Genomic DNA, 25,282 nt, shown 5'->3' with positions numbered 1-25,282 from the left:
TTCGGGCGTGTGCCGCGTTCGCCATGAGTCCCCCGAATCATGTTGCTGCACGCTGCTTGAGGTCGCACGGTTCTTGCGGGCCCGAGTGTCCCGGCGGGGGCGGCCGGAGCGCCAGGTGTTTCGGACGAGCCCGAAAGGGCTGGCGGGCAGGGGTGGTTGGGGTTCGTTGGGGGCGTTGGGGGTCGTTGAGGTCGCTGGGATTCATCGGGGTTCGTCGGGGGTTCGTCGGGGGTTCGTCACGACAGGCGAGCCGTGGTTCGCGTACGACCGAGCGGCGTTGGCGTACAACTGCCGCATGTCCACGTACTGCAGCAGTCACCGTCCCGGAGGGGAGTCGCCGGGCTCCGTCGCCGCGCGGCTCACCGGGTGTTCCGTGGCGGGTGAGCGGCCGTTGTCGTCGGCACTGACCGAAGTCGCCCTGGACGGCGGGGAGTCGGTGATCGTGAAGCGGGCCGCGGGCCCGGGGGCGGTGGCGGCCGAGGCGGCGGGGCTGCGGTGGCTGGCCGAGTCCGGGAGCGTGCGGGTGCCGGCGGTGCACGGGGACGACGCGATCTGGCTGGTGCTCGACCGGGTGCCGTCGGGGCGGGCGAGCGTGGCGGGCGCAGTCCGGTTCGGGTGCGCTTTGGCCGCACTGCACGCCGCGGGCGCGGACGCGTTCGGTGCGCCGCCGCCGGGCGGGCCCGTGGACGCGGCCATCGGTCTGGCGCCGATGCGGAACGTCCCGGGCGCCAACTGGCCCGGCTGGTACGCGGAGCAGCGCGTGCTGCCGTACCTGCGGAGTGCCGTCGACTCCGGCACGGTGCAGGCCGACGAGGCGCGTGTGGTGGAGCAGGTGTGCGCGCGACTGCCCGAACTCGCGGGCCCGGCCGAGCCGGTGGCCCGCCTGCACGGCGACCTGTGGAGCGGCAACGTCCTGTGGGACACGGACGGTGAGGCCTGGCTGATCGACCCGGCCGCGCACGGCGGCCACCGCGAGACCGACCTGGCGATGCTGCACCTCTTCGGCTGCCCGCACCTCGACCGCATCCTCGACGGCTACGAGGAGGAGGCGCCGCTCGCCGACGGGTGGCGGGACCGGATCGGGCTGCATCAGCTGTTCCCGCTCCTGGTGCATACGGTGCTGTTCGGGCGGTCGTACGCGGAACAGGCGCTGCGGGCGGCCGAGTCGACGCTCGGCCGCCGCTGAGACGCATCGCCGCACGGGCCGGTGCCGCACGGGCCGGTGCCGCACGGACCGGTACCGTCGGCCGGGCCCGCGCGCCGTGCTGGGACCGCAACTCCCTTGCCCGGTACGGACTGTCAGTGGTGGCCCGTACGATCGCGAAGCATGAACGACGACGTGCGCAACATCGTGCTCGGGGTGATCGCCACCGGGGTCGCCACGGCCCTCGGGTGGTTCGCCCGTACGTACCTGTGGCGCCGCAGGCTGCGGCGCAAACAGCGCTTCTTCGGGCTGCCCGAGAACTCCGAGTGCCTCCTCGTCGTCAACGAGTCGGCGGGCAGCGGGGGTTGGACGGTCGCGCGGCGGGACGTGTTCGCGCTGCTCGAGCTGTACGCGCTGATCAAGGACTGCGGGGCGAAGGCGCAGATCGTCGCGCACGACGCGATGCGGCAGGGCTTCGGGGAGCACACGGAGTTCTGCATCGGCGGCCCCGTCTCCAACCAGCGGATGGCCGCGCATCTGCGCACGCTGCTCCCCGGCGTCGAGGTCGACACGGAGGCGGACCGCGGCCCCGACCGCGGTGCGATACGGGTGGGCGGCCGTCCCTACCGCTGGGAGCGCGGCGCCAGCGAGTACGTCCTGCTTGCCCGGCTCACCGGCGGCCGGTCCGCCCCGGACGCCCGCCCCGTCTTCCTCGCCTCCGGGCAGCACTCCAACACCAACCACGCGGCGGTGCGCTATCTCGCCCGCAACCACGGGAGCCTGATCCGCAAGTACGGCACCGGTCCGTTCTGCCTGATGCTGAAGGTCGTCAACCCCGAGGCGTACGGGCCGGACGTCGTCGAGCTGGCCGCCGACGTCACCGAGGCCGCACTGCGCCCCGCGCCTGCCCCGGCCCCGGCCGCCGATGCCGGGTGACGCAGGGCCGGGTGACGCAGGGCCGGGTGCGGTCGGCCGCGCCGTATCCTCCACTGCGGGGCCGACAGGTGAACGTAGGGACGATGCGGTGACGAGCAGTGCGGGTGGTACGGAGCGGATGTCGTTGAGCGCCCAGGCGCGCGAGGCGGTCCGTGACCGCATCGTCGACCGGCGGTACGCGCTGGGTTCACGGCTCGTCGAGCGGGAGATCGCCGAAGAGCTGCAGATGTCCCGCGTGCCCGTCCGGGAGGCGCTGCGCGCGCTCGTCGCCGAGGGCCTGCTCGAACTGCTGCCGCACAGCGGAGTGCGGGTGCGGCGCCTGGAGCGCGGCGACGTCCAGCACCTGTACGAGGTGTGGGAGCCCCTCGCCGTACAGGCCTCGCGGCTCGCGGCGCGGCGGGTGGCCGAGCACGCGCCCGGCGAGGCGGCCGGTCTCGCGCGGCTGCGCAGCACCCTCGAACACGCGGACACCGCCTCGCGGTCCGACGACGGGGCGCGTGAGGTGGCCGCGCACACCGCGTTCCACGAGGGCATCGTCGCCCTGGCCGGCAATCCGCTGCTCGAGCGGATGATGGAACAGCTGAGCTGGCAGCTGCAGTTGCTCTTCGGGATGCGCGCCGAACCGGACCACATGCGGGCCCAGCACCACCTGATCTTCCGGCACATCGCGGCGGGCGACGAGGAGACGGCGGCGGCGAGCACGCTCCTGCACGTACGGGACAGCCGGGCCGTGGCGCTGCGGTCGCTGTTCGAGGACGAGTCCTGAGCCCAGCGGTATACCAGGACCCCTGAACCTCTCGGATCTTTCCGACAATCCACGCACAGCAACGCCTAATCGCTGGACGACTCCTTGCGGAGCGGCCGGGCTCGGTATACAAAATGGCGGACGCGGTCCCTCCGCTCCCGTCGTACGCCGATACGTCCGTACGACCGCCCGCTCACCCGTCCTGGAGCCACCCATGTGCGTCGAGAACACCCCGCCCCCCTCGTCCCGGCTGACCCGGCGCGGCATCCTCGCGGGTGCCGCGGCGCTCGCCGGCACCACGGCCGCGCTGGCCGCCGCCGGGCCCGCCACCGCGGCTGCCGCCGACCGTCCGGGGCGCGCACCCGGCACCGGCCGCGGCACGACGGGTGACCTGGTCGTCGAGGGCGGCACGCTGCTCGACCCGGCGACCGGAGAGGTCACCGAGGACGCGGTGGTCGTCATCGTCGACGGTGTGGTGCGGGCCGCCGGTGCGCGCAGCCGTACGCACGTCCCCGACGGGATCGAGACGCTCGACGCGCACGGCCGCTGGATCCTGCCCGGGCTCGTCGACGCGCACATCCACCTGAACACCGCGAAGGAGGCGCGCGAGGCCGTCCTCAAGGGCGCCACCAGCGCGCGCAGCGGTTCGACCAACTTCTACCAGGACGTCGCCGTACGGGAGTTGGCGCGGCAGGCGCCGCAGCTGGCGCCGCGGCTGCGGGCCGCCGGTGTCTTCGTCTCGCCCGACCTGGGCGACACGATCCTCGCCGACCCCGACCTCACCCCGCTGGCCAGGCTGAAGGACGGCGTCCGCTCCCCCGAGGCGCTGCGCCGCGTCGTGGAGGTCAACCTGGCCCGCGGCGCCGACGTGATCAAGACCCGTGTCAACGAGCGCGCCGGACTGCCGGAACAGGACCCGATGGCCCAGGTGTACGACCGCGAGCAGCTGTCGGCCGTGGTCGCGGCGGCGCGGCGCGGCGGCAAGGGCGTGCTGTGCCACAGCTACAGCGAGAAGGGCTGCCACGACGCGGTGATGGCGGGTGTGCGGTCCATCGAGCACGGCGCGTACATCGGCGAGCGCACCCTGCACGAGATGAAGCGCCGGGGCACCTGCTTCACGCCGACCCTGACCGCGATGGCGGGCATGGTCGACTCCCCCGACCCGATCCTCGCCGAGCGTGGCCGCACGTTCCTGGCGGACGCCAAGAAGAGGGCGCTCGCCGCGCACGAGCTGGGTGTGCCGCTCGCCGCGGGCACCGACTCCTCCGGTGGCGAGGTCGACCCGATCGGCCGCGAGGTGGAGCTGATGCGTGCGGCCGGGCTGCCCGCGCTCGACGCGATCCGCACCGCCACCACCGGTGCCGCGAAGCTCCTCGGCCTGGAGGGCAAGGCCGGCCGCCTCGCGCGTGGCTACGCCGGTGACGTGGTGCTCGTGGACGGCGACCCGCTGGCCGACGTGACGGTCCTCAAGTCGCCGAAGCGCGTGGTCCGTTCGGGCGTCGCGCTCTGACCTCTCCTCCCGTACGGCTGCACGCCCGTGCAGCCCTGCGTCGCGTACATGTCCTCGCCCGATCCCGAAGGAGAACCCCATGACGCCTCTGTCCCGTCGCGGCATGATCGTCGGCGCCGCCGCCATGGCCGGTACCGCCACCGCGCTGTCGTCCGGCGCTTCCACGTCCGCCGCTCCCCGGGAGCGGCACGACGACCGCCCGAGCCGGGCCGTGGTGTTCCGCGACGTGCGCCCGTTCGGTGCGGCCGAAGCGGTGGACCTGACCGTCGTCGACGGCCGGATCGTCGAAGGACCGGCCCCGCGCGGCGCGCGTGTCGTCGACGGGGGCGGGCGGGTCGCCCTGCCGTCCCTGGTGGACGCGCATATCCACCCGGACAAGACGTCGTGGGGCGGCGACTGGGTCTCGCGCAAGCCGGCGAGCAGCATCGCCGAGTACTGCGAGCAGGACGTCGAGCTGTTCAAGAGCCAGAAGCGCCCGGTGGGCGAGCGTGCGTACGGCCTGATGGCGCACGCCGTGACCCGTGGCACCCGCGCCATGCGCGCCCATGTGGACGTGGCGCCCGCGTACGACCTGGCCGGTGTGGAGGGTGTGGCCGACGCCCGCGGGAAGCTGAAGCACGCGCTCGACGTGCAGATCGTGGCGTTCCCGCAGCACGGTGTGGTGCGTACGCCCGGTACGGCGGAGCTGCTTGAGGAGGCGGCGCGCGGCGGACAGATCGACTTCGTCGGCGGCATCGACCCGATCAGCTTCGACCACGCGATGGACGAGCAGCTCGACCTGGTCTTCGGTCTCGCGGACCGGCACGGCGTGGGCGTCGACATCCACTTGCACGACCGGGACGAGAAGGGGCTTGAGGTGATGCGGGCGATCATCGAGCGGACCCGGGCGCTGTCCCTGCGCGGCAAGGTGACGGTCAGTCATGTCTTCTGCCTGCCGGGCCTGTCCGACGCCGAACTCGGCACGATGGCAGCGGACTTGAGCGATCTGGACATCTCCCTGACGACGGTCGCCCCGAACGAGTCGCTCGTCCTGCCCGTCGGCAAGCTGCAGGAGCACGGCGTGCGCGTCGGCCTCGGCTCGGACGGGGTGCGGGACTCGTGGAGCCCGTTCGGCAACGCCGACATGCTGCACCGCGCGCACATCCTCGGCTGGGTCACCGACGTCCGCCTGGACGACGAGCTGAACCATGTGTACGACGTGGCCGCGCACGGCGGCTCGGACGTCATGAGGCTTGACCGCGCCGACCTGAAGCCCGGTGCGCCCGCGGACTTCGTCCTCGTCAAGGGCGAGGGCGCGCCGCAGGTCGTGGTGGACATGCCGCAGCGCGACCTGGTCGTGCACGGCGGCCGGGTCGTGGCGCGCGACGGCGAGCTGGTCTGAGCCGAAGGAGCCGAAGGCCCTGAGGCGCCGGGCGGGCTGAGCTTCTCGGCCCGCCCGGCGCCGCTTTGCGATGCCGTACGATCGCTGGCTTCGAGGGCGGCGGTGAGAGGTTCGGGGACGTGCAAGGCAGGCTGGGCCGGGGCTTCGGGTGGCTGTGGGCGGCGTACGGGGCCAGCACGTTCGGGACGTGGCTGGCCTTCGACGCGTTCCCGCTGATCGCCGTGACGGTGCTCGACGCGGGGCCGACGCAGGTGTCGCTGCTCGCCTCCGCCGGTCTGCTCGTCGGGGCCGTGGTGGCGTTGCCGCTCGGGCCGTGGGTGGATCTGCGGCGCAAGCGTCCCGTGATGATCGCCATGGATCTCGTACGGTGTGCGGCGCTGTTGAGCATCCCCGCCGCGTATGTCCTCGGCGGGCTCGGTTTCGGGCAGTTGCTGCTGGTGTCGGTGGTGGTCGCGGCGGCGGACATCACGTTCACGGCGGCGGCCGGTGCCTGCCTCAAGTCGCTGGTGGAGCGGGACCAGCTCCTGGTGGCCAACAGCCGGTTCGAGTCGACCACCTGGACGGCGACGGTGCTCGCGCCGCCGCTCGGCGGCGCCCTCGTCGGGATGGCCGGGCCCGTGGTGACCGTGGCCGCCAACGCTGTCAGCCATCTCCTCTCGGCGGTCGGGGTCCGGGCCATCGGCGGCGACGAACCGCACCCGGCGGGGACCGGCGCTCCGGCACGGCTGCGGCGCGGCGACCTGCTCGACGGCTGGCGCACGATCCTCGGCAGTCCGGCACTGCGCCCGCTGTTCTTCAACACCGCCCTGGTCAACGGTCTGATCATGGCCATGCACCCGCCGCTCGCCGTACTCCTGCTCGGCCCGCTCGGCTTCGCCCCCTGGCAGTACGCGCTCGCCTTCGCGCTGCCCTGCGTAGGCGGTCTCGTCGGCTCGCGCCTGGCCCGGCCGCTCGTCGCGCGCTTCGGCCGGCACCGCGTCCTGCGTACGGCGGGGACGCTGCGCGCCTGCTGGTCGATCGGCCTGGCGTTCGTGGGCCCCGGCACCGGCGGGCTAGGCCCTGTCTTCAATCTCCCGTCGTCGCCCGAAGGGCGGCCCCGCGGCGTCAGGTGCGTGCTCTCGGCGTGCCGGGCGCAGGCCCTCGTAGCGGAGCTACTTGGGTCTTCGCCCGGTGCGGCGAGAGTGCGTGCATGGCGTCGCGGGGCAGACGGGAGATTGAAGACAGGGCCTAGTCCTCGTCCTGGCCGTCGAGCTGGGCCTGATCACCTGCGCGGCCGTGTTCACCCCGGTCCAGGCCACCCACCGACTGGAGCACACGCCCGACGACCGCGTGGCGCGCACCCTGTCGGCCTGGTCGATCTCCGTGAAGGTCACGACGGCCGCGCTCACCGCACTCTGGGGCCTGATCGCCGCGCTGACCGGCACCCGCACAGCCCTCGCCCTGGCCGGACTCCTCCTCCTGGCCACACCGCTGCTGCTGCCCCGCTCCGGGGGAACAACCCGGCCGCGCCCTACCCCCCGTACCAGACCGTCGTCGCGTTGCAGAACTCGCGGATGCCCTCCCCCGCCAACTCCCTGCCGTATCCGGAGCGTTTGGCGCCGCCGAAGGGGAGGCCGGGATGGGAGGCCGTCATGCCGTTGAGGAAGACGCCGCCCGCCTGGATGTCCCGTACGCAGCGGGCGATGTCGTCCTCGTCGCGGGTCCAGACGTTGGAGCTCAGGCCGAACGGGGTGTCGTTGGCGAGGGCGACGGCCTCGTCGAGGCTCTCCACGCGGTAGAGGGTGGCGACCGGGCCGAAGGCCTCCTCGCGGTGGATGCGCATCTCCTCGGTGATGTCGGTGAGGACGGTGGGGGTGTAGAACCAGCCGCGGTCCTGCTGGTCGGGGCGGCTGCCGCCGCACAGCACGGTGGCGCCCTTGGCGACCGCGTCGTCGACGAGCTCCTCCAGGTCCTTGCGGCCCTGCTCGGAGGAGAGCGGGCCGACGTCGGTGTCCTCGGACATCGGGTCGCCGACGGTCAACTCCCGCATTCCGGCGACGAATCGGTCCCGGAAGGCGTCGTGGACGTCGGCGTGCACGATGAACCGCTTCGCGGCGATGCAGGACTGGCCGTTGTTCTGCACGCGCGCGGTGACCGCCGTCTTCGCCGCCTTGTCGACGTCCGCGCTGGGGAGCACCACGTACGGGTCGCTGCCGCCCAGTTCGAGGACGGTCTTCTTCACCTCGTCACCGGCGACCGAGGCGACGGCACGGCCCGCGGGTTCGCTGCCGGTCAGGGTCGCGGCGGCCACGCGTGCGTCGCGCAGGATGCCCTCGACGGCGCCCGAGCCGACCAGGAGCGTCTGGAAGCAGCCCTCGGGATATCCGGCTCGCCGGAAGAGTTCCTCCAGGTAGAGGGCGGTCTGCGGGACGTTCGACGCGTGCTTGAGCAGTCCGACGTTGCCCGCCATCAGGGCCGGGGCGGCGAACCGTACGACCTGCCACAGCGGGAAGTTCCACGGCATCACGGCGAGGACGGGGCCGATGGGGCGGTAGCGGACGACGGCGCGGACGGCGCCCGAGTCCTCGACGTCCCGTGTCTCCGGCTTCTCGTCCGCGAGCAGCGACTCGGCGTTGGCCGCGTACCAGCGCATCGCCTTCACGCACTTCGCGGCCTCCGCGCGGGCCGCCTTGAGGGGTTTGCCCATCTCCAGGGTCATGGTGCGGGCCACGTCCTCCGCGTCCGCCTCCAGGAGGTCCGCCGCGCGCTCCAGGAGCGCCTTCCGGTCGGCGAAGGAGGTGAGGCGGTGCTCGCGGTACGCGGCTTCGGCCGTGGCGAGCCGTCGCTCCACCTCCTCGGGGGTGAGCGCCTCGAACGTCCGGTGCGTCTCGCCCGTGGCGGGGTTGACGGTGGCGATGGGCATGAAGTTCCTCCTGCTCGCGTTCCGGCTCGGCTCGTCCCTCCCCTCGACCCTCGCCCGCCCGGGCCGCAGACGCAACGCCGTACGGTACGGGCCTGGTCAGGGGGCGTGGGAGCGGTGGCCGGTCTTGTACGGTGCCGGGATAATGCGGTGGCCCGTACGGCGGGGGACGGTCACTGCCTTGCCCGGCGTGACGGATGAGGCCTCAGCCCCCTCCACGGACGTACGACGACCCCAACTCGGCGTTCGAACCACGGGCCTCCTCCCACACAACATCCCTGCTGGGGACGGTTTCTGACGGGAACTCACTCTTGTTGTCCAGACCACCTTCCCGCATTCTGGTGGACCCCGAAGGGAAGGCGGCACCGCCGATGAAGGTCCGATGAGCGTCGAGGATTTCTCCGGCCGCAAGGGCGCCGCCCTGGTCGCGGGCGGCACCGGCGGGATCGGCGCGGCGATCGTGCGTACGTTGGCGCGGCGCGGCAGCGAGGTGGTGTTCACGTACCGCAGCAGCGAGGTCGCCGCGCACCGGCTGGTCTCCGAACTGGCCGCCGAAGGGCTCCATGTGCGCGCACTGCGGGCGGACTTGGCGGACGAGGCGGCGGCCGCGGGGGCGGTCGACGAGGCGGCGGGCGGGCACGACGGACTGCACACCGTGGTGTACGCGGCCGGACCGCACGTGCCGATGGTGCACCTCAGCCAGGTCCCGCCCGCCCGCTACCGGGAGCAACTGCACGCGGACGCCGCGGCGTTCTACCAGCTGGTCCACCCCGCGCTGCCCGCCCTGCGCGCGAGCAGCGGCACTCTGGTCGCGGTCACGACGGCCGCCACCAGCCGATTCCCCGTCCGCGACGGGCTCTCCACGGGGACCAAGGGTGCGGTGGAGGCGGTCGCGCGGGCGCTCGCGGCGGAGGAGGGGCGTTACGGGGTGCGGGTCAACTGCGTCGGCCCGGGGATGCTCACCGACGGGATCGCGGCCCGGCTCATCGACAGCGGCGAACTGGACGAGGAGGCCCTTGCGGTGACGCGGCGCAACATCCCGTTGCGCCGCTTCGGCCGCGCGCAGGACATCGCCGAGGCGGTGGCGTTCCTCGCCTCGGACCGGGCCGGGTTCATCACGGGGCAGACCTTGGCCGTGGACGGCGGGTACAGCGTGTGAGACCACACGGGCCGGCCTTGGGCCGGTCTCCACTCCCCTACGCCCGCCCGACGGGGATGTGCATCATGCATACTCCATGTACGATCCATGCCGTATGGATGATGCACGGCCCGTGGTAGACATGGCGCCGGGGAGCGACCGTCACGCTTCCCGGACGGCAACAAGGAGACCGACCCCATGGACAACGCCGACGCCACACGCCAGGTGGAGTACGAGCAGATGCTGCTCGGCCGCTATCTGCACCTGCACAAGTCGAAGGGCCGCAGCAAGGGCAGCACCCTCGACCGCAGCGCGTACATCCTGTTGAGCCGGATCCGGATGCAGGGGCCGATGTCCATCGGGCAGCTCTGCGACGCCTTCGGGCTCGACGCGTCCACCCTCAACCGGCAGACGGCGGCGGCCATGCGGTCAGGACTTGTCGAGCGCATCCCTGACCCCGAGGGCGGGATGGCCCGCAAGTTCCGCATCACGGCCGAGGGAGAGCAGCGGCTCGACGCGGAGCGCGAGGGCATCGTCGAGAGCCTGGAGGCGATCATGGCCGACTGGGCGGAGGAGGACGTGGCCGAGTTCGCCGCCTACCTGAAGCGCTTCAACACCGACATCGAGCGGATCGGCGGCCGCCCCTGGCCGCGCCCCTGAAGCCCTCGGGCCGAAGCACTCGGGCCCGGGGACTCCCCCCGCCTCCTCCCCCTCGTACCGCACCGAACCTTCCCAGGAGCAGCGTGAGCACCCAGAATTTCGCAGGCCGCGGCGTCGTCGTCACCGGAGGCGCGTCCGGCATCGGCCGGGCCGCCGCGCTCGACTTCGCCCGCCGGGGTGCCAAGGTGCTCATCGCGGATCTGCGGGAGGAACAGGCCGGTGCGGTCGTCGAGGAGATACGGACGGCCGGCGGCAGCGCCTGCGCGGTCGTCGGTGACCTCAGCGAGCAGGACGTCGTGGACCGCGTCGCGGCCACCGCCGTCGAGGAGTTGGGCGCGATAGACGTCCTCGCCAACAACGCGGGCGTCATGGACCGGATGTCCCGGCTCGGCGAGACCGACGACACCGAGTGGGAGCGGGTCGTACGGATCAACCTGACCGCGCCGTTCCTGCTGACGCGGGCCGTGCTGCCGCACATGGTGGCGGCGGGGCGGGGCTCGATCGTGTTCACCGCGTCGGAGGCGGCGCTGCGCGGAGGCGCCGCGGGCGCCGCGTACACCGCGAGCAAGCACGGGGTGGTCGGCCTGGTGAAGAGCGTCGCGGCGATGTACCGCGACCAGGGCATCCGCGCGAACGCCGTCGGCCCGGGGCCGACCATGACGGGCATTCAGGTCGACGTGGCCCCGGACTCCCCCGGCGCGGCCGCCATCGCCCCGGTGCTCGGACTCATCAACGGGGTCTCCACACCCGAGCAGCAGGCGGCCGCGATCGTCTTCCTCGCCTCCGAGGAGGCCTCGTTCATCAACGGTGCGGTGCTTCCGGTGGACGGGGGCTGGGCCGCGCTGTGACGTCGCTGCGGGACTGCCCGGGCACCCGTTCCGTACCGCCGTCCAGGGCGACCGGAAAGGCGAGGCGGCGGGAGAGCCAGGCGTAGACCGGGCCGAGGGCGTTCATGGCGACGACGCAGACCCAGGCGGCCCAGGGGTTGCCCACAGCTCGGGCGGGGACCTGCTGCGGGGGTTGTGCGCGGGGGCGCGGGTGTGGAGCGGCGGCCCCGGGGGCCGCGCCGTCGACCGCACCGATACTCTCCGGTAACGTCGCGGCACGGCGCCGCACTTCCGTCGGTGCCGTTTCCCCCTGCCTCGGAGGCCTCTGTGCGTACGCCCCGAACTCCCGCCCCCGGGACGCCCCGAGCGTCCCGGACGTCCCGCTCCCCCGTTTTCCTGGCCGGTCTGCTCGCCGGTGCGGGGGCCGCGCACTTCGTCGCGCCGAAGGTGTTCGACGCGCTCGTGCCGAGGGCCCTTCCCGGTTCGCCGCGGGCCTGGACGTACGCGAGCGGTGCGGTGGAACTGGCCCTGGCCGCGGGCGTCGCGGTGCCGCGTACGCGCGCGGTCGCCGCGAAGGCCGCGGCGGGGTTCTTCGTCGGGGTGCTGCCCGCCAACGTGCAGATGGCGGTGGACTGGCGGAACCGCCCGGCGCCGCTGCGGAACGTCGCGTACGCGCGCGTACCGCTGCAGGCGCCGCTGATCCTGTGGGCCCGCAGCGTGGCCCGGTCCTCGGAGGGTGCCGTATGAGTGCACAGCAGCGTGGCCGTCGGGTCGAAGTCGGCTCCGTGGTGGAGGACTTCTCGCTGCCCGACGAGCAGGGGCAGCCCACATCGCTCTCGGGCCTCCTCTCCGAGGGCCCGGTGGTGCTGTTCTTCTACCCGGCCGCCCTCACCCCGGGCTGTACCGCCGAGGCCTGCCACTTCCGTGACCTGGCCGCCGAGTTCGCGGCGGCGGGCGCACGGCCGGTCGGCATCAGCTCGGACGAGGTGGCGCGGCAGCAGGAGTTCGCCGAGAAGCACTCCCTCGGCTTTCCGCTGCTCTCGGACCCGGAGGGTGTCGTACGGGGCCGCTTCGGGGTGGCGCGCGGCCTGGCGCTGCTGCCGACGAAGCGGGCGACGTTCGTCATCGGCGCCGGGCGCCGCGTCGTCGAGGTGGTCCGCAGCGAGTTCCGCATGAGCGCCCACGCGGACCGGGCACTCGCGGCGGTACGGGCGCTGGCCTGACGTCGGAACTCCCGGCACAACAGGGCCTAGTGAAACCGGCAGCACCAGCGGGCCGGACGTCGCGGTCGCGCGGGGTGACGGACAAACTCCGGCCCCAGGTCAGGTGCGACAGGCGGCCTCGCAGTCGCCGCGGTCGTACTCCACGTCGCCCCGGGCGTGCACCGCGCGGGCCAGGAGGCAGGCGTACGCGAGGGCGTCGGCCTGGTCGAGCAGGCCGCCGGGGCGTTCTACGAGTTGAGGTTGTCGAGCTCGACGGCGTGGGCTACGGCTCGTACGTCCTCGGGTGGGGTGTGGGCGCCGCCGAGCTGGTAGCAGCCGGCGAGGAGGGTGACGCCGCGGCCCGTGGGGCGCGTGGGGCGCGTGGGGCGCTACGCACGGTCCGCCTCGCCCGGCTGGTTCCAGAGCGCGTCGAGGTGGGCGTGCAGGACGCCATGGGCCTCGCTCGGCGTGAGGTGGCCGATGAGGACGTGCGCGGTGAGGCCGTCCGTCAGAGCGAGCAGGGTACGGGCGGCGCGCTGGGCGTCCGGGGGCTGAACGCCGTCGGCCGGCCGGCGGCCGGACGCCTCCGTGATGAGGTCGGTGAACAGGCCTTGCAGGGCGGCGTAGTTGGCGCGCAGCGTCGCCGCGAGCGTCTCGCTGACGGCGGCCTGCGCGACGAACGCGAGCCACACGCGCGCCTCGGTGCGGTGCTCCGCACGCAGCAGGGCGACCTCGGTGGCCGCGTACCCGAGCGCGCTCCCCGCCGACTGGGCGGGGCTGCTGAGCAGCCGGGCCCGCACGCGTTCGGTGACGCGCTCACCGACGTGCCCGAGCGTGAAGGTGAGCATCTCGTCCTTCGTGCGGAAGCAGCGCTGCACGGCCCCCATGGAGACCTGCGCGCGCTCGGCGACGTCGCGCAACGTGACGCCTTCCAGGCCGCGTTCGTCGGCGAGCAGGCAGACGGCCTCGGCGATCTGACGGCGGCGGCCTTCGTGGTCCACCTGCTTGGGCATGGGCGCTTCTCTCTCTGTGGTGCCTGTTTCGGCTTCTCTCTGGTGCCGGGTTCTGTACCGCTGCGGGCGAGTTTATTCGATGCAAGCGCATCAGTTCATCGGATACGGTTCCGATGCAAGCGCATCGGAAAAGACCTGCCCTGCCGGAAGGCCCGCCATGAACACCTCCGTGAACCCGACCTCTGCACCAGCGTCTCCGTGGCGCATGACCGCCACCGAACAAGCCGCGGCCGTAAGGGACGGGCGCATCTCCGCGGTCGAACTCGTCGACAGCCACCTGGAGCGCATCGCCGCGACGAACCCGCAGGTGAACGCCGTGACCCAGCTCCTCGGGGAGCAGGCGCGCGAGGCGGCCGCGGAGGTCGACCGGAGCCGCGCGGCGGGCAAGGAGCTCGGGCCGCTCGCCGGTGTGCCGTTCACGGTCAAGGAGACGACGGCGATCGAGGGCGTGCCCACGACGTACGGGTCGCCGCGCTTCCGCGACCTGGTCGCACCGGCGGACGCTCCCCCGGTGGCCCGCCTGCGCGCGGCCGGGGCCATTCCGATCGGGCACAGCAACATGCCGACGCTGATCCTCGCGGGCATGCACCCGCGCAGCGAACTCTTCGGCGAGACCCTCAGCCCCTGGGACCCGGAGGTCACGCCGGGCGGCACCAGCGGCGGGGACGGCGTGGCCGTCGCGACCGGCATGGCGGCGCTCGGCCTCGGCAACGACTCCGGCGGTTCGATCCGCATCCCGGCCCAGTTCTGCGGGGTCGCAGGCCTGAAGCCGACCACGGGCCGCTTTCCCGCCGACCACCGCATGGCCGGCCCCGACGACCCGGGCCCTGCCTCGCAGAACCTCGTCGTCGACGGCCCGCTGGCCGCAGCGTGCGGGATCTGCGCAGCGCGTATGAGGTGCTCGCCGGGACCGACCCGCGCGACCCCCGCGCGGTGCCGGTCCCCGCGTACGGCCCGCCGCTCCCCGGACCCGTGAAGGTCGCCGTCGTCGCCGACCCCGGCGGGCAGGGGGTGCACCCGGCGATCCGTGGAGCCGTGGAGCGCGCGGCGGGCGCGCTGCGCGACGCCGGGTACGACGTCCGGGAGGTCGAGGACGTGCCGCGGCTCGACGAGGCCCTCGAGGCGTACGGGCGGATCACGCTCACCGAGTTCTCCGCCGCCTGGCCAGTGGTGCGCACGCTGCTCGGCGACGGCGGCGACCGGTACATCCAGCTGGCGATGGACCAGGCAGGACCCGCGAGCGTGCCGGAGTTCATGAAGCTGATGGGTACGTGGATGAACATCCGGCGCAGTTGGGCCGAGTTCCTGGACACGTACCCGCTGCTGCTCGGTCCCGTCTTCACCGAAGCGCCGGTCGAGCCGGGCCTGGAGTCGCGGGATACGGCGGGGCGGGACCGAGTCGCCCGGGGCATGCGCCTGTGCACGGCGACCAGCTTCGTCGGCGTGCCGGGCGTGGCAGTCCCGACCGGGCTCGTCGACGGCGTGCCCGCGGGCGTCCAGGTGGTGGGCCGCGCCTTCCGCGAGGACCTGTGCCTGGACGCGGCCCAGGCGATCGAGGACCGGCTCGGGGTGTTCACACCGGTCGACCCGCGTCGCGTCCGGTCGCGGTGAGGCGCGACAGGGCAGGCGCTTCCGTGCCCGCCCGACGCCTCCTCGCGTGAGGTGACCACCCGTCCGACAGGATCAGGAACTCCCGGTCCCGCGCGGTGAGCACTTTGAGGAATCCGGACAGTAGTAGTGCGACACCGCGAAGAGCCGCAGCAGGAGGAACAGAAGCGCGGCGGGGCCATTGTCAGGCCGGTACCCGTGCGGGTCCGCCGCTCGCCGCCCTGTCGCCGCCCCCGGCGGGCCTCACCCGGCGGCACCGAGCACCAGGGCCGCGACCACCGGCGCCGCGTAGACCAGGGGGAACGGCACATGGGAGTACGAGCGAGCCCTGAGCACGGTCACGACGGCGCCGGTGAAGTACAGGACCAGGCAGACCCCGGCGACCACCCCCACGACCGGCACGAACAGTCCGGCGAGCAGCCCGGCGGCACCCGCGGCCTTGGCGGTGCCGAGGAGGTTCCACCAGGTGCGGGGCACGCCGTACGCGACCAGGGCCTGGACGACCCAGTCGGCGCGGGTGAGCAGGGCGAAGCCGGAGAAGCCCGCCATCAGGGCGGCGATCACGGTGACGACCACAAGTGCGACAGACATGTTTCGATCTCCTCATCAGCCGGGCACCGGCGCCGCCTCGGTCCCACGAGTTACGGCGCGGGACCGGGCCACCCGGTGCGTTGTCACTTCCCTGACCCGGCGGCGTGAGGAGATGTGACAGCTCAGCCGGAACTTCTTGGGGAGCAGGCCGGAGGCCAGGCGGCGGCCCCGCCCTAACCGATCGTCAGCGTCGCCTTCGCCTTCGTCGTCGAGCTGTTGCCCGCGTACACATTGATCGGGCCGGGCTCGATACGGAGTTCGCCCGTCGGGTCGTTGGTCCAGAAGCCCAGGTCCTCCGCGCCGAGGCGGAAGCGGACGGTCCGGCTCTTGCCGGGTCGCAGGGTGACCCGGCGGAATCCCCGCAGGCGGCGCACGGGTTGGGCGATGCTCGCCGCGAGGTCGTGGACGTACAGCTGCACGACCTCGTCGCCGGCGCGCTTCCCGGTGTTGCGTACGTCCACGGCGACCTCGACGGTGTCGCCGCCGCGCAGGGCGTCGGCGTCGATCTGCGGCGTGCTCAGGCGAGGCTCGCCCACCGCGAACGTGGTGTAGCTGAGCCCGTACCCGAAGGGGAACTGCGGGCCGTGCGGAAGGTCGAGGTACTGGGAGGTGTACTTGTTGTCCGCCGCGTACGGGCGTCCCGAGCTCTCGTGGTTGTAGTGCACGGGGATCTGGCCGACGCTGCGCGGGAACGACGCGGGCAGCTTGCCGCCGGGGGCGACGGTGCCGAAGAGGACGTCGGCGATGGCGTGGCCCGCCTCGATGCCGGGGTGCCAGGCCTCCAGGACGGCGGGCGCGCGGTCCAGCCAGTCGCCGATGGTCAGGGGGCGGCCGTTGACGAGGACGACGACGAACGGCTTGCCGGTCTCCGCGATCGCCGTGATCAGCTGCTCCTGGGCGCCGGGAAGGCCGAGTTCGCTGCGCACGGCGGCCTCACCGCTGATCGCGGGCGCCTCACCGACGACGACGATCGTGACCTCGGCCGCCTCCGCCGCCGCGACGGCCTCGTCGATGCCCGAGGTGTCCTTGCCCGCCGGGTCAACCCCCCGCGCGTACGTCACCTCGGCGTCGCGCGCCACCGCACGGACCGCGTCAAGGACCTTCCCGGAGCGGAACTTCTTCTGGGCTCCGGGGAAGCTCCAGGTGCCGAGCAGGTCGGCGGAGTCGGCGAAGGGGCCGACGACGGCGATGCCCGCCGCGGCCGGGTCGAGCGGCAGCGTGCTCTTGTCGTTCTTGAGGAGCACCATCGAGCGCGCGGCCGCCTCGCGCGCGGCCGCGCGCGCCTGCGGGGAGGGCGCCTCGACGGCCTGCGACTCCTTCACATACGGCTGGTCGAAGAGGCCGAGGTCCGCCTTGAGGCGGAGGATGCGGGTCACCGCGTCGTCGAGGCGTTCCTGCGGGATCCGGCCCTCCTTGAGGAGCTGCCTGCCGTGGTCGGCGAGGGTGGTGCTGACCATCTCCAGGTCGAGGCCCGCGTTCAGGCTGAGCCGGGCGGCGTCGGCGGCGTCCGCGGCGAAGCCGTGGGCGATCAGCTCCTGCACGCCGTTCCAGTCGCTCACCACCACCCCGTCGAACTCCCACTCCTCCTTCAGGATCTCGGTGAGGAGGTGGCTGTTGCCGTGCGCGGGGACGCCGCTGACGGTGTTGAACGCGGCCATCACGGTGGCCGCTCCGGCGTCCAACGCGGCCTGGAACGGAGGCAGATAGAGGTTGCGCAGCCGGGACTCGGACACATCGACGGTGTTGTAGTCGCGCCCGCCCTCCGCTCCCCCGTACGCGGCGAAGTGCTTGGCGCAGGCGGCGACGCGGTCCGCTGCGGACAGGTCCTCGCCCTGGTAGCCGCGGACCTTGGCGGCGGCGAACTCGGCGGTGAGATAAGGGTCTTCGCCGCAGCTCTCGGCGATCCGGCCCCAGCGCGGCTCGTGCGTCACGTCCATCATCGGCGAGAACGTCCAGTGCACGCCGTTGGACCGGGCCTCCTTCGCCGACACCGCGCCGTCCCGCTCGGTCACCGCCGGGTCGAAGCTCGCGGCCTGGGCGAGCGGGATGGGGAAGGTGGTCAGACAGCCGTGGATCACGTCGAGGCCGAAGAGCAGCGGGATGCCGAGCCGGGACCGCTCGACGGCGATGCGCTGCAGCCGGTTGCTGTCCTTGGCGCCGAACATGTTGAGGACCGAGCCGAGGCGTCCCGCGCGGGCGGCCTCCTCGACCTTCTTGTTGTCCGGGTTGCCGGGTCCGGTGGCGAACGCCCAGGAGAGTTGCTGGAGTTGGCCGAGCTTCTCCTCGACCGTCATCCGGTCGAGGAGGGCGGCGATCTCGTCGTCGTCCGGTCGCGCCGTTGCCGCCCGCCGGGACCGTCCGGCCGCGCGGGGCCCCTCGCGCGTCGGCGCGGCGTCCTTCGTACCGGTGGCCTCCGCGGCCCGAGCGGTACCGGTGGCCTCCGCGGCCCGAGCGGTACCGGTGGCCTCCGCGGCCCGAGCGGTACCGCCGCCGAGCGCCCCACTGGTGGCCGCGCCACCCAGGGCGGCTGTGCCGCCGATCGCCGCGAGGACGGTACGCCGTTGTACTCCAGCCATGCGGGCATCCCTTCCACGCCACCTTCACGTCCGAAACAGCCGGGGGGCCGGGGCGGCCGCGCGGTGGACCGGGTGCGGCGGTACCGGTTGTGCGGGTTCGGCGCGGTGCCGGTTCGGGGTCCGTCGATACGGGAAGGAGAGACGGAGACCGTCCGGCTGTCGCCGCCGTCACGGCGCGGATGACCTCGGTGGTTCGCCCCGTGCGCCGGCCGACCCACGGAGAGGGAGTGACATCATGCGTGCCACCGGGCGCACCGGTCGCCGCACCGCACGCGTCGAGTACCACCTGCCGCAGCAGTCCTGTTCCCCCCGCAGGGCACGGCAGTTGACCCGTCTGTTCCTGAGCGGGTGCGGGCCCGCCAGTCCCGGCTGCCGGGGGAAGGCCGACCCCGGCAGCGCGCTCCTGGTGGTCTCGGAGCTCGTCACGAACGCCACGCGGTACGGCCAGGGCTCCTGCCGCCTGCGGCTCTCGCTCGACAGCCGGGACCGCCTTGTCGTCGAGGTCCACGACCGCGGTCCCGGCCGCCCACAGCTCGCGCCGTACTCCACCACGGCCGAGAGCGGCCGGGGTATCGCCCTCGTACAGGCCCTGTCGCGCCGCCTCTCCGTCGTACGGGACAGCGACGGCGCCGGGAAGACCGTGCGTGCGGTCCTGACCTCGGACTGACGGCTGCGGCCTACGCACTGACGGCTGCGACCTACTGGAACGCGTCCGCCACCACCGCGGCCGCCTCGGCGACCAGGACGTTGTCGTGCTCGGCGGTCTCCTCGGTGCGGTTGGTCAGGACGGCGACGACGAGCGGGGCCTCGTCCGGGCGCCACACCACCGCGATGTTGTTGCGGATGCCGTAGTTGCTGCCCTGGCCGCTCTTGTCGCCGACCACCCAGTCCTTCGGCATTCCGGCGCGGATGAGTTCCGCCCCGGTCACGTTGGTGCGCAGCCACTTCGTCAGCTGGGCGCGGTCGCGCTTGCCGAGGGTGTCGCCGAGTACGTAGGCGCGCAGGTCCTCTGCGAAGGCGCGCGGGGTGGTGGTGTCGCGGTCGCTGTCCGGGTCCCAGACGCTGAGGCCGGGCTCGTCGCGCTCCATGCGGGTCACGTCGTCGCCGAGCTCGGCGAGCAGGCCGTCGAGGCCCTTGGGGCCGCCGAGGTCGTCGAAGAGCAGGTTGGCGGCGGTGTTGTCGCTGTACCGGACGGCCGCGTCGCAGAGTTCGCGCAGGGTCATGCCGGTGTCGACGTGCTTCTCGGTGACCGGCGACGCCTTGACCAGGTCGCTCTTCTCGTAGCGGACCAGGCGTTCCATGCCGCGGTCGTCGTGCTTGTCCAGGACGGCGCCCGCGGCGAGGGCCTTGAACGTGGAGGCGTAGGAGAAGCGTTCGCGGTCGTTGTACGTGACCTGCTCGCCGCTGCCGGTGTCGATCGCGTAGACGCCGACGCGGGCGTCGAACTTCCGCTCCAGCTGCTTGAACTTCCGTGCCGCGGCGGCCTGTTCGGCGGAACCGGCCGATGGGGTGGACCCGGACCCCCCGGTGGTGGCGGCCGATGCCGAGTCGCTCTTCGCCTGCTCCGGGGCACCGCAGGCCGTGAGCGGGACGAGGGCGAACGTGGCGAGCGCGATGCCTGCGCGGTGCGCGGTGCGCCGTACACGGGAGTGCCGCATGTGCCTACCTCCGGGGTCGACCCCGCGCCACCCGGACACGGGGAAGGGAAATGGGACGAAGAGAGCCGCTTTGGGCCTTCTCTTCGGTACGGAGGCCACTCTCACCGGCGCACTGCCATGCGGTCCAATACGTTCCCGTGCGATTCCATGCCGAACTCGCATAAGGTCCTGGTCGTGGATCTCGTGGGGGCGTGCCGGGCGTTCATCGCCGTGAGTGAGTGCGGCAGTTTCACCGTGGGCGCGGCGGCGGCACGGCTCTCGCAGCCGGTGGCCAGCCGGCGCGTGGCCGCCCTTGAGGAGCACTTCGGGGAGCGGCTGTTCGAGCGGACGGCGCGGCGCGCGCTGCTCACGCCGTTCGGCCGGGACATGCTGCCCGCCGCGCGCCGCCTCGTGCAGGCGGCCGACGTGCTGCGGCACGAGGCGGAGGCCGCGCGCCGCAAGCCGTGGCGCCTGGCGGTGCCCGGGATCTGCCCCGCCGTCAGTCTGGCCCGACTGGTGGCGGAGGCGCGCGGCCACGGCGTCACGCTCGACCTGCGCGTGGCCGGTCCGGCGGAGCGCATCGACCTGCTCCACGCCCAGCAGGTGCGGGCCGCGCTGCTCGCCGTGCCGGAGCGGGACGCGACCTGGTCGGTTCCGCTCGGCGTGGCCGCGGCGCGGGACCCCGGGGTGCGGCGCGTGTATCTGGAGACGTTGCGCGTGGGGCGTACGGGCTCAGGACCGGCCCGCCGGTTGTGGGTGCAGCCGGAGGACGACGTGCCGCACATCCGCGATCCGCTGACCCGGCTGCGGGACGCGATCGGGCTTCGGCCCGCGCAGCTCGCCGTGGGCGCGGACCTGCCGACGGCCACCGCCGAGGTCCTGTGCTCCCGCGACCTGCTGGTCTGCTCCGCCACGCAGGCCGACGAACTCGGCCTGCACTGGCGGCCGTTGGGCGAGGCGAGCCTGGTGCGCGGCTTCGCCCTGACGGCCGCGGCGGACGAGAGGCCGCAGCAGGTACGGGAGCGGCTGGGCGACGCGATCGCCCGATGTCTCGGCGCATCCACCCCGGGCGCCACCTGCACACCACGGACGTACGAGGTCACGTCATGAACAGCCCCGAGAAACTGCTGCGCGACATGCGGGAGTTGCTGGACGAGGGCGGACTGCGCGGCCGGATTCTCGTACGGGACCTGGAGACCGGTACGGAGCTGGGCATCGAGCCGGACACGCCGTTGCCGTCGTCGTCGCTGGTCAAGGTCGTGCTCGCGCTGGCGACGGTGGAGCGGATCCGGCGCGGGGAGCTCGACGGCGCGATGGCGCTCGACGTACGTCCCGGCCGGGTGACGACGCCGGGCCCCACGGGCATCAGCCGCTTCCGGCACCCCGTACGGATCGCGGTGGACGACCTGCTGTACCTCAGTACGTGTCTCAGCGACAGCGCGGCCGCCGAGGCGCTGTTCGACCTCACTCCGCCCGCTCAAGTCGCCCAGATCATGGGTGAGTTCGGGATCGGCGGCATCACCGTACGGCACAGTATGCGGGAGCTGGCGGACACACCGGCCGAGCGGTTCGACGCCGCGCAGGCGCATCTGGCGCACGCCCTGGCCATCGACTCCGGTACGGGCGGCAGCAGCCACCGGGTACCGCAGTTGGACATCACGCACGCGAGCAACGGCAGCGCCCGCGCGTACGTGGATCTGCTCCAGGCCCTGTGGCGGCCGTCGCGGATCCCGGCCGAGGTGGCGGCGCGGCTACGGGACCTCCTCGCACAGAACGTGCTGCGGCACCGGCTCGCCCCGGACTTCGCGTCCGACGCGACGACCTGGTCCTCGAAGACGGCCACCCTGCTCAATCTGCGGCACGAGATCGGCGTCGTCGAGCACGCCGACGGTCAGGCCTTCGCGGTCGCCGTGCTCACGGAGTCCCGCGTACCGGCCCAGGTGCAGCCGGGCGCGGAGGCCTGATGGCACAGGTCGCGCGGACGCTGCGGGACCATCTGCGGCAGCTTTAGCCCTTGCAGGCAGGGAGGGGAGAATCCGCAGCACCGTGCCCTCCCCGTTGGCCGACAGCAGCAAGGTACCGTCCGGCCCCGTCGCCAGGCCCGCGAAGGCGTGTGGGAGGCCCGGCATGCCGTGGGTGAAGAGGGCCGGGTCGGTACGTGGGGCGCCCTCGGCGAGCGGAGCTCCGACCGCCAACTCCTCGACTTCCAGGCGCAGTTCACCGGTGCTGAGCGACACGGCCACGAGCCGCCGTGCCCCCGCCTCGACCACGAACAGGTCGTCGCCGCGGAGCGCGATGCCCTGGGGCGCGTCGAGGCCCACTGCCACGGCGACCGGCTCACCGTCGTCGATCCGCAGGACCGTGCCCGCCCTTTCGTCGCTCACGTAGCAGCGCCCGTCCGCGTCGAGCGCCACGTCGACCGGCCCGAGCAGCCCCTCGGCGAGCACCGCCACCGTGTCCTCCGAATCGAGGGCGACGACCCGGCCCGCGTCCGTCTCGGCGACGACGAGCGTGCCGTCGTCCCTCGCGGCGATCCCGGTGGGCCTGCGCAGGCCGCGCGCCCGCACGCGCGTGCCGCCCTGCTCGGGGTCGTACGTCATGACCTCCCCGTACTGCGAAGTGAGGTGCAGCAGGCCCGCGTCGGCGGTGATGCCGTGAGCGAAGGGGCGGAGGAGGACGGTTTCGGCGGGGTTGTCGGCGGCCGGTGCGGTCGCCACGCGGTAGTGGTCGGCCACGTGGACCCTGCCGCCCAGGTCGATCGTCACGCCGTACGGGCCGTCGAAGCCGGGCGGGACGAGGGTGCGGGTGCGGCCGTCGGGGTGGAGTTCGGTGATGCCGCCGGCGGCGAAGCTCGACACGTACATGCGGTTCTCGGCGTCGAAGGCCGCGTTGTCGAGCCCCGCCAGGCCACTGGTGACGAGCGTGCGCGTGCCGCTGCCGTGCAGGTCGATGCGGGTGACGAGGCCCGCCACGCCCCGGGACAGGACGAGCATCACGCCCGCCTGGTCGAAGCGGACCGCGACGGGTTCGTGGACGTCCCGCGCCACGCGCTCCGGCTCGCCGCCGTCCGGCGGGATGCGCCAGACCTCGCCGGTGACCATGTGCGGGTAGTACAGCCGGCCGTCGGGCCCGAGTTGCATGGCGTTGCCGAGGGCCAGACCCTCGGTGAGGACGCGGGGCGCGCCGCCGTCGGGAAACAGCTCCAGGAGCCTGCCGCCCATCCGCATCTCGTTGACGAAGAGCCGGTCGCCGACGCAGGTGATGCCGTTGGGCACCTTCACCTCGTCGGACACGACGCTGTACGTGCCGTCGGGCGCGCGCCGCCACACCAGTCCGGGCACGAGGTCCGCGACGTACATCGAACCGTCGGCCCCGAAGGCCAGGTCGTCCGGGGACTGCACGGGCCCGCCGACGGGTTCCACGACGTCGAGTTCCCCGGTCGCCGGGTCGAGGGCGCTGATCCGGCCGGCCAGGAACTGCGCCACGTACAGGCGTCCGTCGGGTCCGAAGGCGACGCCGTTCGAGCCCCACAGCGGGTTGGGGCGGCCGAGGCGGTGAACGCTCCGGCCGGTGCGGGACGTGGGCCCGGTGACCGCGCCGAAGCGGCTGCCCGGCGCGCTCACGCCCGCTCCTGGCGGTCCGTGTGGACGAGGACGTCCTTCATGCCGCCGCCCGCCCGCCACTCCCGCAGCAGCGTGTGGAAGGCGACCGGGCCGTCGCCGTACGACTCGTTGCGCGGCCGGGGCATGCCCTCGTTGTTGTAGTAGCCGGGGGTGCACTCGGCGTGGAAGGCGTACAGGTCGGCGGCCTTCTCGCGGATCGTGTCGACCCAGGCCTGCTCGGCCGCGGCGCTCGGCTCCACGTACCGGGCCTGGCACTTGCGCGCCTCGGCGACGATCTCGGCGACGTGCGTGGCCTGTTCGTCGAGGATGTGCACGTAGTTGACGGAGCCGGCGTTCTGCATCGGGCCGAGCTGGAACAGGTTGGGGAAGCCGCGGGTCAGGAAGCCGTGCAGGGTGCGCGGACCGTGCTGCCAGGCCTCCCCGAGGCCGATGCCGCCGCGGCCGTGCACCGGCAGCCGGCCGGAGGTGATGCCGGAGCGGCCGACGTCGAAGCCGGTGCCGAAGATGATGCAGTCCACCTCGTACGTGACGCCGCCGACCACGACCCCGGACGGGGTGATCTTCTCCACGCCGTGGCTGTCGGCCGTGTCGACGAGGGTGACGTTGGGGCGGTTGAACGTCTGGAGGTAGTGGTCGCTGAACGTGGGCCGCTTGCACATGTAGCGGTACCAGGGTTTGAGGAGTTCAGCCGTCTCCGGGTCCTCGATCACGGCGTCGACGCGGGCACGGATCTCGTCCATCTTCTGGAAGTCGGCCAGCTCGTAGGCGCGTTCACGCTCGTCGGCGGGCACGTCCTGGTAGCTGTCGCTCGGGATGAGCTTCTGCTGGAGGCGGGCGCTGCTGGTCCAGCCGTCGTCGACGAGGTCCTCGTCCGCGCGCCCGCCGGTCACCAGGGTGAGGAAGTTGTCGCGCCGCCGCCGCTGCCAGCCGGGGGCCAGGGCGGCCGCCCAGTCGGGGTCGGTGGGCCGGTTTCCGCGCACGTCGACGGAGGACGGGGTGCGCTGGAAGACGTACAACTCCTGTGCGTGCGCGCCGAGATGAGGCACGCACTGGATGGCGGTCGCGCCGGTGCCGATGAGTGCGACACGTCTGTCGGCGAGCCCCAGGAGGTTCCCGTCGGCGTTCCCGCCGGTGTACGCGTAGTCCCAGCGGCTGGTGTGGAAGGTGTGCCCGGCGAAGGTCTCGATGCCGGGGATGCCGGGGAGCTTGGCCTCGCTGAGGGTGCCGGTGGCGGTGATGACGTAGCGGGCCCGGATGCGGTCGCCCCGGTCGGTGCCGACCAGCCACTCATCGGCGTCGTCGTCCCAGCGCAGCTCGGTGACCTGCGTACGGAAGCAGGCGTCCGCGTACAGCCCGAAGGTCCGCGCGACGGCCCGCGCGTGCTCGCGGATCTCCTCGCCGGGCGCGTACTTCCAGCGCGGTACGTAGCCGACCTCTTCGAGGAGCGGCAGGTAGATGTACGACTCGATGTCGCAGTGGATGCCCGGGTAGCGGTTCCAGTACCAGGTGCCGCCGAAGTCGGCGCCCTTCTCGACGATCCGTACGGACTCGACGCCCGCCTGACGCAGTCGGGCGCCGGCGAGCAGCCCGCCGAAGCCGCCGCCGACGACCAGCACCTCGACCCGGTCGCGCAGCGGCTCGCGGCTCAACTCCCCCTCGGCGTACGGGTCTTCGTCGTACGAGACAAAGCGGCCCGTGACGGACCGGTACTGGCGGCTCCCCTCGGGCCGGATCCGGCGCTCGCGCTCCGCGCGGTACCGCGCGCGGAGCGCGTCGAGGTCGAGTCCGGGTA

General features: G+C 73.0%; 20 protein-coding genes and 4 pseudogenes. 17 read left to right on the top strand and 7 right to left on the bottom strand.

Annotation, left to right across the window (positions count from 1 at the left end):
- Positions 1-295: 295 nt before the first annotated feature.
- The 7 genes and pseudogenes from RCO28_RS10540 to RCO28_RS10510 all read left to right on the top strand — a co-directional run.
- Positions 296-1,186 (top strand): fructosamine kinase family protein, encoded by an 891-nt coding sequence (locus RCO28_RS10540; RefSeq protein WP_308940772.1) that lies wholly within the window; start codon positions 296-298, stop codon positions 1,184-1,186.
- Between the two features lie 141 nt (positions 1,187-1,327).
- Positions 1,328-2,080 carry a hypothetical protein gene (locus RCO28_RS10535; RefSeq protein ID WP_308940771.1) on the top strand — a complete coding sequence of 251 codons (753 nt, stop codon included), beginning with the start codon at positions 1,328-1,330 and terminating at the stop codon, positions 2,078-2,080.
- Between the two features lie 118 nt (positions 2,081-2,198).
- Positions 2,199-2,846 (top strand): GntR family transcriptional regulator, encoded by a 648-nt coding sequence (locus RCO28_RS10530; protein ID WP_308940795.1) that lies wholly within the window; start codon positions 2,199-2,201, stop codon positions 2,844-2,846.
- 193 nt (positions 2,847-3,039) lie between these two features.
- On the top strand, positions 3,040-4,335 hold the full coding sequence (locus RCO28_RS10525) for an amidohydrolase family protein (protein ID WP_308940770.1): 1,296 nt from the start codon (positions 3,040-3,042) through the stop codon (positions 4,333-4,335).
- Positions 4,336-4,414: 79 nt separating this feature from the next.
- The gene (locus RCO28_RS10520; protein ID WP_308940769.1) at positions 4,415-5,716 is read left to right on the top strand and encodes an amidohydrolase; all 1,302 of its coding nucleotides are present in this window, start codon (positions 4,415-4,417) and stop codon (positions 5,714-5,716) included.
- A 119-nt stretch (positions 5,717-5,835) separates the two neighbouring features.
- A pseudogene (locus tag RCO28_RS10515) lies at positions 5,836-6,765 on the top strand (MFS transporter); the annotation flags it as partial.
- Positions 6,766-6,940: 175 nt separating this feature from the next.
- Positions 6,941-7,231 (top strand): annotated as a pseudogene (locus tag RCO28_RS10510) (MFS transporter); the annotation flags it as partial.
- Here the strand turns inward: RCO28_RS10510 and RCO28_RS10505 are convergent.
- Positions 7,227-8,618: an NADP-dependent succinic semialdehyde dehydrogenase gene (locus RCO28_RS10505; protein WP_308940768.1), complete on the bottom strand. Its 1,392-nt coding sequence runs from the start codon at positions 8,616-8,618 to the stop codon at positions 7,227-7,229. The pseudogene RCO28_RS10510 and the gene RCO28_RS10505 sit on opposite strands and share 5 nt — an antisense overlap.
- 379 nt (positions 8,619-8,997) lie before the next feature.
- Here RCO28_RS10505 and RCO28_RS10500 point away from each other — a divergent pair, with 379 nt between their 5' ends.
- From RCO28_RS10500 to RCO28_RS10475, 6 genes are all read left to right on the top strand, one after another.
- A complete protein-coding gene (locus RCO28_RS10500; protein ID WP_308940767.1) occupies positions 8,998-9,774 on the top strand; it encodes an SDR family oxidoreductase in 777 nt (258 codons plus the stop codon).
- A 177-nt stretch (positions 9,775-9,951) separates the two neighbouring features.
- The gene (locus RCO28_RS10495; protein WP_308940766.1) at positions 9,952-10,413 is read left to right on the top strand and encodes a MarR family transcriptional regulator; all 462 of its coding nucleotides are present in this window, start codon (positions 9,952-9,954) and stop codon (positions 10,411-10,413) included.
- 83 nt (positions 10,414-10,496) lie between these two features.
- Complete coding sequence (locus RCO28_RS10490; protein ID WP_308940765.1) at positions 10,497-11,261, top strand: SDR family NAD(P)-dependent oxidoreductase; 765 nt, start codon at positions 10,497-10,499, stop codon at positions 11,259-11,261.
- Between the two features lie 306 nt (positions 11,262-11,567).
- On the top strand, positions 11,568-11,987 hold the full coding sequence (locus tag RCO28_RS10485; protein WP_308940764.1) for a hypothetical protein: 420 nt from the start codon (positions 11,568-11,570) through the stop codon (positions 11,985-11,987).
- On the top strand, positions 11,984-12,463 hold the full coding sequence (locus RCO28_RS10480) for a peroxiredoxin (protein ID WP_308940763.1): 480 nt from the start codon (positions 11,984-11,986) through the stop codon (positions 12,461-12,463). Before RCO28_RS10485 ends, RCO28_RS10480 begins: the two co-directional genes overlap by 4 nt.
- Before the next feature lie 156 nt (positions 12,464-12,619).
- Positions 12,620-12,775, top strand: coding sequence for a hypothetical protein (locus RCO28_RS10475; RefSeq protein ID WP_308940762.1), 156 nt, complete (start codon positions 12,620-12,622; stop codon positions 12,773-12,775).
- 56 nt (positions 12,776-12,831) lie between these two features.
- Here the strand turns inward: RCO28_RS10475 and RCO28_RS10470 are convergent, their stop codons facing one another.
- The gene (locus tag RCO28_RS10470) at positions 12,832-13,455 is read right to left on the bottom strand and encodes a TetR/AcrR family transcriptional regulator (RefSeq protein WP_308940761.1); all 624 of its coding nucleotides are present in this window, start codon (positions 13,453-13,455) and stop codon (positions 12,832-12,834) included.
- Here RCO28_RS10470 and RCO28_RS10465 point away from each other — a divergent pair.
- A pseudogene (locus tag RCO28_RS10465) lies at positions 13,454-15,066 on the top strand (amidase family protein). The gene RCO28_RS10470 and the pseudogene RCO28_RS10465 sit on opposite strands and share 2 nt — an antisense overlap.
- A 240-nt stretch (positions 15,067-15,306) precedes the next feature.
- Here the strand turns inward: RCO28_RS10465 and RCO28_RS10460 are convergent.
- Together RCO28_RS10460 and RCO28_RS10455 are read right to left on the bottom strand one after the other, a co-directional pair.
- Positions 15,307-15,654: a DoxX family protein gene (locus tag RCO28_RS10460; protein ID WP_308940760.1), complete on the bottom strand. Its 348-nt coding sequence runs from the start codon at positions 15,652-15,654 to the stop codon at positions 15,307-15,309.
- A gap of 173 nt (positions 15,655-15,827) precedes the next feature.
- On the bottom strand, positions 15,828-18,230 hold the full coding sequence (locus RCO28_RS10455; protein ID WP_374991141.1) for a glycoside hydrolase family 3 N-terminal domain-containing protein: 2,403 nt from the start codon (positions 18,228-18,230) through the stop codon (positions 15,828-15,830).
- A 235-nt stretch (positions 18,231-18,465) separates the two neighbouring features.
- On the opposite strand from RCO28_RS10455, the gene RCO28_RS10450 reads away from it, so the two are divergent.
- The gene (locus tag RCO28_RS10450) at positions 18,466-18,897 is read left to right on the top strand and encodes an ATP-binding protein (RefSeq protein ID WP_308940759.1); all 432 of its coding nucleotides are present in this window, start codon (positions 18,466-18,468) and stop codon (positions 18,895-18,897) included.
- Between the two features lie 31 nt (positions 18,898-18,928).
- On the opposite strand, the gene bla is transcribed toward RCO28_RS10450, so the two are convergent.
- Positions 18,929-19,888: a class A beta-lactamase gene (gene bla / locus RCO28_RS10445; protein ID WP_308940758.1), complete on the bottom strand. Its 960-nt coding sequence runs from the start codon at positions 19,886-19,888 to the stop codon at positions 18,929-18,931.
- 147 nt (positions 19,889-20,035) lie between these two features.
- On the opposite strand from bla, the gene RCO28_RS10440 reads away from it, so the two are divergent.
- Together RCO28_RS10440 and RCO28_RS10435 are read left to right on the top strand one after the other, a co-directional pair.
- Positions 20,036-20,977, top strand: a complete 942-nt coding sequence (locus tag RCO28_RS10440) for a LysR family transcriptional regulator (protein WP_308940757.1) — start codon at positions 20,036-20,038, stop codon at positions 20,975-20,977.
- Positions 20,914-21,726 (top strand): annotated as a pseudogene (locus RCO28_RS10435) (serine hydrolase); the annotation flags it as partial. The gene RCO28_RS10440 and the pseudogene RCO28_RS10435, both read left to right, overlap by 64 nt.
- Here RCO28_RS10435 and RCO28_RS10430 read toward each other — a convergent pair.
- Positions 21,619-23,490: a PQQ-binding-like beta-propeller repeat protein gene (locus tag RCO28_RS10430; protein ID WP_308940756.1), complete on the bottom strand. Its 1,872-nt coding sequence runs from the start codon at positions 23,488-23,490 to the stop codon at positions 21,619-21,621. The pseudogene RCO28_RS10435 and the gene RCO28_RS10430 overlap by 108 nt on opposite strands.
- Positions 23,487-25,282, bottom strand: a 1,796-nt coding sequence (locus tag RCO28_RS10425) for an NAD(P)/FAD-dependent oxidoreductase (protein ID WP_308940755.1), incomplete at its 5' end; no start/stop codon positions are given. The genes RCO28_RS10430 and RCO28_RS10425, both read right to left, overlap by 4 nt.

This window comes from Streptomyces sp. LHD-70 (assembly GCF_031157275.1).
Classification (GTDB): Bacteria; Actinomycetota; Actinomycetes; order Streptomycetales; family Streptomycetaceae; genus Streptomyces.
Note: the sequence above shows the minus strand (reverse complement) of the source record. Positions and strands in the feature narration are given on the sequence as shown.